At 68.0% G+C, this 6,277-nt stretch carries 5 protein-coding genes and 1 pseudogene; all 6 read right to left on the bottom strand.

What is annotated here, in order from left to right; genetic code table 11:
- Window positions 1-152, bottom strand: a 152-nt coding sequence (locus B551_RS25580) for an alpha/beta hydrolase (RefSeq protein ID WP_043439122.1), incomplete at its 3' end; no start/stop codon positions are given.
- Entirely contained in the window at window positions 149-1,237 is a 1,089-nt protein-coding gene (locus B551_RS11995; protein ID WP_023264165.1) for an EAL domain-containing protein, read from the bottom strand. The genes B551_RS25580 and B551_RS11995, both read right to left, overlap by 4 nt.
- 23 nt (window positions 1,238-1,260) lie before the next feature.
- A complete protein-coding gene (locus B551_RS11990) occupies window positions 1,261-2,268 on the bottom strand; it encodes a sulfate ABC transporter substrate-binding protein (protein WP_006578991.1) in 1,008 nt (335 codons plus the stop codon).
- Window positions 2,269-2,810: 542 nt separating this feature from the next.
- On the bottom strand, window positions 2,811-3,167 hold the full coding sequence (locus tag B551_RS11985; protein WP_006578990.1) for an addiction module antidote protein: 357 nt from the start codon (window positions 3,165-3,167) through the stop codon (window positions 2,811-2,813).
- A 104-nt stretch (window positions 3,168-3,271) separates the two neighbouring features.
- Entirely contained in the window at window positions 3,272-5,860 is a 2,589-nt protein-coding gene (gene clpB / locus B551_RS11980) for an ATP-dependent chaperone ClpB (RefSeq protein WP_023264163.1), read from the bottom strand.
- A gap of 178 nt (window positions 5,861-6,038) precedes the next feature.
- Window positions 6,039-6,277, bottom strand: a pseudogene (locus tag B551_RS26555) (hypothetical protein); the annotation flags it as partial.

Genomic DNA, 6,277 nt, shown 5'->3' with positions numbered 1-6,277 from the left:
TCGACCCGCTGCCAGTCGGGAAAGCGGCGTTCCCAGCGGCTCTGCCAATGCTCGGGACCGCTGCCGTGCAGCCCCGGTACGGTCAGGATGCCGAGCCCCGACGGGACCTCGAGCTCGATTTCGGCGGCATGGGACGGCAGACGCGACGTCATCTCGGTTCCTCCTGGTCGTCGTGGTGGGAATCGGGGCGCCGTGAGTCGGGGTGGCGCAAGTCCGGGTGGCGCAAATCGCGGCGGTGCGGGTCGGGACGCTGCGAGTCGGGACGGCACGACAGTGGCCCCGCGCGCCGCAGTTCGCCCGGGCCGAGCGTCGCGCCGGCATGGGCCCCCTGCCCCAGTTCGATGCCCGCCGCCTGCAGCCGCAGCGCGGTTTCGGCGCTGTCGAGCCGGCGGCCGATCAGCGTCACGCCGGCATCGGCGGCGCTGGCCCGCAGCCCCGCCAGCTGGCGGTCGGTCCACAGCCGGCCCATATCGAGCTTGAGCCAGTCCGGCCGCGCCTGCGCGATCAGCACGCCCGCCTCGGCCGGATCGGACGCCTGCAGGCTGACGGCAAAGCCGTTGCGCCGGTAGTTGCCGACCACTTGCAGCAGCAGCGGCAGATTGTCGTTGGCGCTGGCCGGCACCTGGATCACCAGCTGCGACTGCGGCAGGTCCAGCGCCTGCACCGCGCGCCGGAACGCGGCGCCATGGTCGTCGGCCACCGCCGCCAGCAGCCGGTTGTGCACGTTCAGCACCAGCCGGCCCGTGCCGCCCGCGGCCACGTAGTTGATCGCATGCAGCAGCCGCGACAGCCGGTCGAGCGCGACCAGCGAGGCGTCGTCGGCTGCCAGTGCGAACAGTTTCCACGCGGCCAGGCCGGGCTGCTCGCCTGCGTACGTCCGGATGGTGCCCTCATGGCCGATCACGCGGCGGTCGGCCAGCGCGATCAGCGGTGCGAACGCGCTGGTCAGCGAGCAATGGTGGAAGCGCCCCTGCACCTGGCCGCGGGCGTCGCGCCACAGCGAATAGCCGGGCTCGGGTCGCGCCGGCAGCGCCTGCAGATAGCGGGCCAGCGCGGCCGGAAGCGGCAGCGCGCCGGCCGATTCGAACCGCGCGGCGGCGCACCGGCCGAGATCCCGTTGGTCGCCCTCTTGTGCGAGTGGCCGTCCATCGGCGGGGGCGCGGCGGGCGAGCGTGCCACGTTCGGTGCCACGTTCGGTGCCACGGTCGGTGCCGCGTTCGGTGCCAGTTTGGGTCATCAACGCTCCCGCTCCCGCGCGGCTCAGCGGCGGCCAGGCTGGTAGACCTGGTCGAAGGTGCCGCCGTCGGCGAAGTGGGCCTGCTGCGCCTTCTGCCAGCCGCCGAACACCTCGTCGATCGTGAACAGCTTGACCTTCGGGAAGGCCGACGCGTATTTGGCGGCCACCTTCTCGGAGATCGGCCGGTAGTAGTTGCGCGCGGCGATCTCCTGGCCCTCGTCGGTATAGAGGAATTGCAGATAGGCCTCGGCGGCGCGGCGCGTGCCGCGCTTGTCGACCACCTTGTCGACCACCGCGACCGGCGGCTCGGCCAGGATCGACACCGACGGCGCGACGATGTCGAACTTGTCCGGACCCAGCTCCTTGATCGCCAGCAGCGCCTCGTTCTCCCAGGCGATCAGCACATCGCCGATGCCGCGCTCGACGAAGGTCGTGGTCGCGCCCCGGGCGCCGGAGTCCAGCACCGGCACGTTCTTCAGCAGCTGCGCGACGAAATCGCGTGCCTTGGCTTCGTTGCCGCCCGGCTGGCGCAGCGCATAGCCCCAGGCCGCCAGATAGTTCCAGCGGGCGCCGCCGGAGGTCTTCGGATTGGGCGTGATCACCTGCACGCCCGGCTTGACCAGGTCGCTCCAGTCGCGGATGGCCTTTGGATTGCCCTTGCGCACCAGGAACACGATGGTCGAGGTATAGGGCGAGGCGTTGTGCGGCAGCCGCTTCTGCCAGTCCGGCTTGATCAGGCCCTTCTGCGCGACCGCATCGACGTCGTAGCCGAGCGCCAGCGTCACCACGTCCGCCTCCAGCCCGTCGATCACCGAGCGTGCCTGCTTGCCCGAGCCGCCGTGCGACTGGCGGATCGTCACGTTGTCGCCCCCCCTGGCCTTCCAGGCCTTGGCAAAGGCGGCATTGACGTCGACATACAGCTCGCGCGTGGGGTCGTAGGATACGTTCAGCAGGGTCGTCTGGGCATGCGCGACACCGGCCACGCCGGCAAGGGACAACACTGCGGCCGCAATGGCCAACTGGCGAATCATCTTCAAGGGCTCCCGTCCGTCGGAAAAAATGAGGCTGGCATGCGCGACGGCATCCGTGGGCCATCGCGACAGCATCGAGGCTACCGGCGGGCAAGGCGACAAGGAACGAATGGTTTCGCCGATCCAAGCACGTTTTTCGCATAAGGCCGCGGGGCGGCCGTGCCTCGGGCAACGACAGGGGCAATGGCGGGGCAATGGCGGCCGTGGCGGCGATGGGGCCGGGCCGAGCGCCCCAAAAAGAAAAAACCCGCGGTACGGGAGCACCGCGGGTCAAGTTTCCAGCAAGGAAACGGGTAGACAGTCATGAAGTGCGCCCCCGCAGCTTCATGACTGGGTCGATGTTAGGGCCATGGAAAGGAGAGCGACTTGATGCAGGTCAAGAAACGCGCACCGATCGGCGTACTCCCTCTCCCCCTCAGGGGGAGAGGGTTGGGGAGAGGGAGGTGGTTTCAATCCACAGTGGCATAACAAGAGCCGCTTGCCCTCTCCCCCGCCCCTCTCCCGCAAGCGGGAGAGGGGAACCCGAACCGGACCGTCAGGCTTCAGGAATGCAGGCGCTTGCCGACTTCACGGGACCATTGCGCGAGGGCGGCGGCTCCCGTCTTGCCATGAACAGTGGCCGGAATGGCATGCAGACGCAAGCCAAGCGCCGCGACAATCCTCAAGACAGTCGCAAAGTCAGCGGCCGACTTCGTATTCAGAACGTTGCCGAGCGCGTCGACGGACAGGCCGGCGCGTACTGCCACATCGTGAAGGCCCTTCGCACGAACGATGTCACCCAGCGCCGCGATCACCAGCTCGGGATCCTGCTCCTCGAGACAGGCCTCCAGATACAGCGCCATCTGGCGATCCGTCTTGAGGTGATCGGCAACGTCAAAGATTCGGGGTTTTGCGGTCATTTCCTACTCCAGTTGCAGGCGAGCAAGGCGCAACGAAAAACGCCGGGCCAAGGCCCGGCGTCTTCATGTGGCGGCATTCGCCGAAACGACTGTCGCCCTGCGGGTCAATGCACCACCCGCCCAAACGTGAACTCCCCATCCTGGTAGTCCACCGGCACGACGTCCTTGGCGGCGAACTTGCCCTCCAGGATAAGCCGCGCGACCGGGTTTTCGATCTGCTGCTGGATCGCGCGCTTCAGCGGGCGGGCGCCGAACACCGGATCGTAGCCCGCGCTGGCGATGCGCTCGAGCGCCGCGTCGCTGACCTCCAGCGCCATGTCCATGCGGGCAAGACGCGCCTGCAGCCGCTGCAGCTGGATCTTCGCGATCGACTCGATGTGCTTCTGGTCGAGCGCGTGGAACACCACCACTTCGTCGATGCGGTTCAGGAACTCGGGCCGGAACTGCGTCTTGACCTCCTGCCACACGGCGCCCTTGACGGCCTCGTGCGGTTCGCCGCTCATCTGCTGGATGATCTGCGAGCCCAGGTTCGAGGTCATCACGATCACCGTGTTCTTGAAGTCCACGGTGCGGCCCTGGCCATCGGTCAGCCGGCCATCGTCGAGCACCTGCAGCAGCACGTTGAACACGTCCGGGTGGGCCTTCTCCACTTCATCGAGCAGCACCACGCTGTACGGCTTGCGCCGTACCGCCTCGGTCAGATAACCGCCCTCCTCGTAGCCGACATAGCCCGGCGGCGCGCCGATCAGCCGCGACACGCTGTGCTTCTCCATGAATTCGCTCATGTCGATGCGGATCAGGTGCTCCTGCGAATCGAACAGGAACTCGGCCAGCGCCTTGCACAGCTCGGTCTTGCCGACGCCGGTCGGACCGAGGAACAGGAACGAGCCATACGGCTTGTTCTCGTCGGCCAGGCCCGCGCGCGAACGGCGGATCGCGTCGGACACCAGCCGCACGGCCTCGTCCTGGCCGACCACCCGCTTGTGCAGATAGTCCTCCATCGCGATCAGCTTCTCGCGCTCGCCCTGCATCATCTTGGCCACCGGAATGCCGGTTGCGCGGCTGACCACCTCGGCGATCTCCTCGGCGCCGACCTGCGTGCGCAGCAGCCGGTTCGGCTGCTTCTGCTCGCTGGCCTCGGCCGCGGTGGCGGCCTTGAGCTTGCCTTCGAGCTCCGGCAGCTTGCCGTACTGCAGCTCGGCGACCTTGTCGAGCTTGCCCTCGCGCTGCAGCCGCGCGATCTCGAGGCGGATCTTGTCGATCTCCTCCTTCAGCGCGGCCGCGCCCTGGGCCGCACCCTTCTCGGCCTTCCAGATCTCGTCGAGGTCGGCGTACTCCTTCTCGAGCCGCTCGATCTCCTGCTCGATCAGTTCGAGCCGCTTGCGCGAGGCCTCGTCGGTTTCCTTCTTGACCGCCTCGCGCTCGATCTTCAGCTGGATCGTGCGGCGCTCGAGCTTGTCCATCTCCTCCGGCTTGGAGTCGATTTCCATCTTGATGCGCGCGGCCGCCTCGTCGATCAGGTCGATCGCCTTGTCCGGCAGGAAACGGTCGGTGATATAGCGGTGCGACAGCTCGGCCGCGGCGACGATGGCCGGGTCGGTGATCTCGACACCGTGGTGCAGCTCGTACTTTTCCTGCAGGCCGCGCAGGATCGCGATGGTCGCCTCGACCGATGGCTCGTCGACCAGCACCTTCTGGAAGCGGCGCTCGAGCGCGGCATCCTTTTCGATGTACTTGCGGTACTCGTCCAGCGTGGTGGCGCCGATGCAGTGCAGCTCGCCGCGCGCCAGCGCGGGCTTGAGCATGTTGCCGGCGTCGATCGCGCCCTCGGCCTTGCCGGCGCCGACCATCGTGTGGATCTCGTCGATGAAGACGATGGTCTGGCCCTCGTCCTTGGCGATGTCCGACAGCACGGCCTTGAGCCGTTCCTCGAACTCGCCGCGATACTTGGCGCCGGCCAGCAGGCCCGCCATGTCGAGCACCAGCACGCGCTTGTTCTTCAGCGTTTCGGGGACTTCGCCGTTGACGATGCGCTGCGCCAGGCCCTCGACGATCGCGGTCTTGCCGACGCCAGGCTCGCCGATCAGCACCGGGTTGTTCTTGGTGCGGCGCTGCAGGATCTGGATCGCGCGGCGGATCTCGTCGTCGCGGCCGATCACCGGGTCGAGCTTGCCTAGCCGGGCGCGCTCGGTCAGGTCGATCGTGTACTTCTTCAGCGCCTCGCGCTGCGCCTCGGCATCGGCGCTGTTGACCGACTCGCCGCCGCGCACCGCGTCGATCGCCGCCTCCAGCGACTTGCGGCTCATGCCATGCTCGCGCGCGACGCGGCCGGTCTCGCCCTTGTCGTCGGCGACCGCGAGCAGGAACAGCTCGCTGGCGACGAACTGGTCGCCGCGCTTGATCGCCTCCTTCTCGGTGGCGTTGAACAGCGCCGCCAGCTCGCGGCCGAGCTGGACCTCGCTGGTGCCCTGCACCTGCGGCAGCCGCTTGATGGCGGCGTCCAGCGCGCTGGCCAGGCCGTTGATGTTGACGCCGGCGCGCGAGAGCAGCGCGCGCGCCGAGCCGTCGTTCTGCGCCAGCAGCGCGCGCAGCAGGTGCTGCGGTTCGATGTATTGGTTGTCGTTGCCGATCGCCAGGGTCTGGGCATCGGCCAGCGCTTCCTGGAATCGGGTAGTCAGTTTGTCAAGACGCATAGGGAAATCCTCACTGGGATACGTGTCCCGAGGCGGCCCCAGCGGCGCAGTCGTTGCGCATCGCGTCGTCGGCCGGCAGGACACCGGATGTCACTGCCGAAGATAGGGCTTTGCCGTGACATTTCAAGACGAAACGATGCGTATTTGATGTGGCGCAAGCAGCGCGCCATCGGACGGATCAGGAAGGAACCGCGGTCTGGCGGCCCTGCGCGAGGCCGCCGGCATCGCCGGCAAGCTTGCGCTCCAGGTTGCGGACCAGCACCAGCGCCTCGCCCTGCAGCACCAGCCGGCCATCCTCGCCGGCGATGTCGGTAGCCAGGTTGACCAGCTCCTTGTCGGCGCGCAGCCGCACGATCCTCGCCGAGGCCCGCAGCGGCTCGCCCAGCCGGGCGGCCGCGCGCAGCCGCAGCGACTGCT

Origin of the sequence: Cupriavidus sp. HPC(L), assembly GCF_000307735.3 — a bacterium.
GTDB lineage: Bacteria > Pseudomonadota > Gammaproteobacteria > Burkholderiales > Burkholderiaceae > Cupriavidus.
This window is presented reverse-complemented; position numbering and strand designations above follow the sequence as displayed.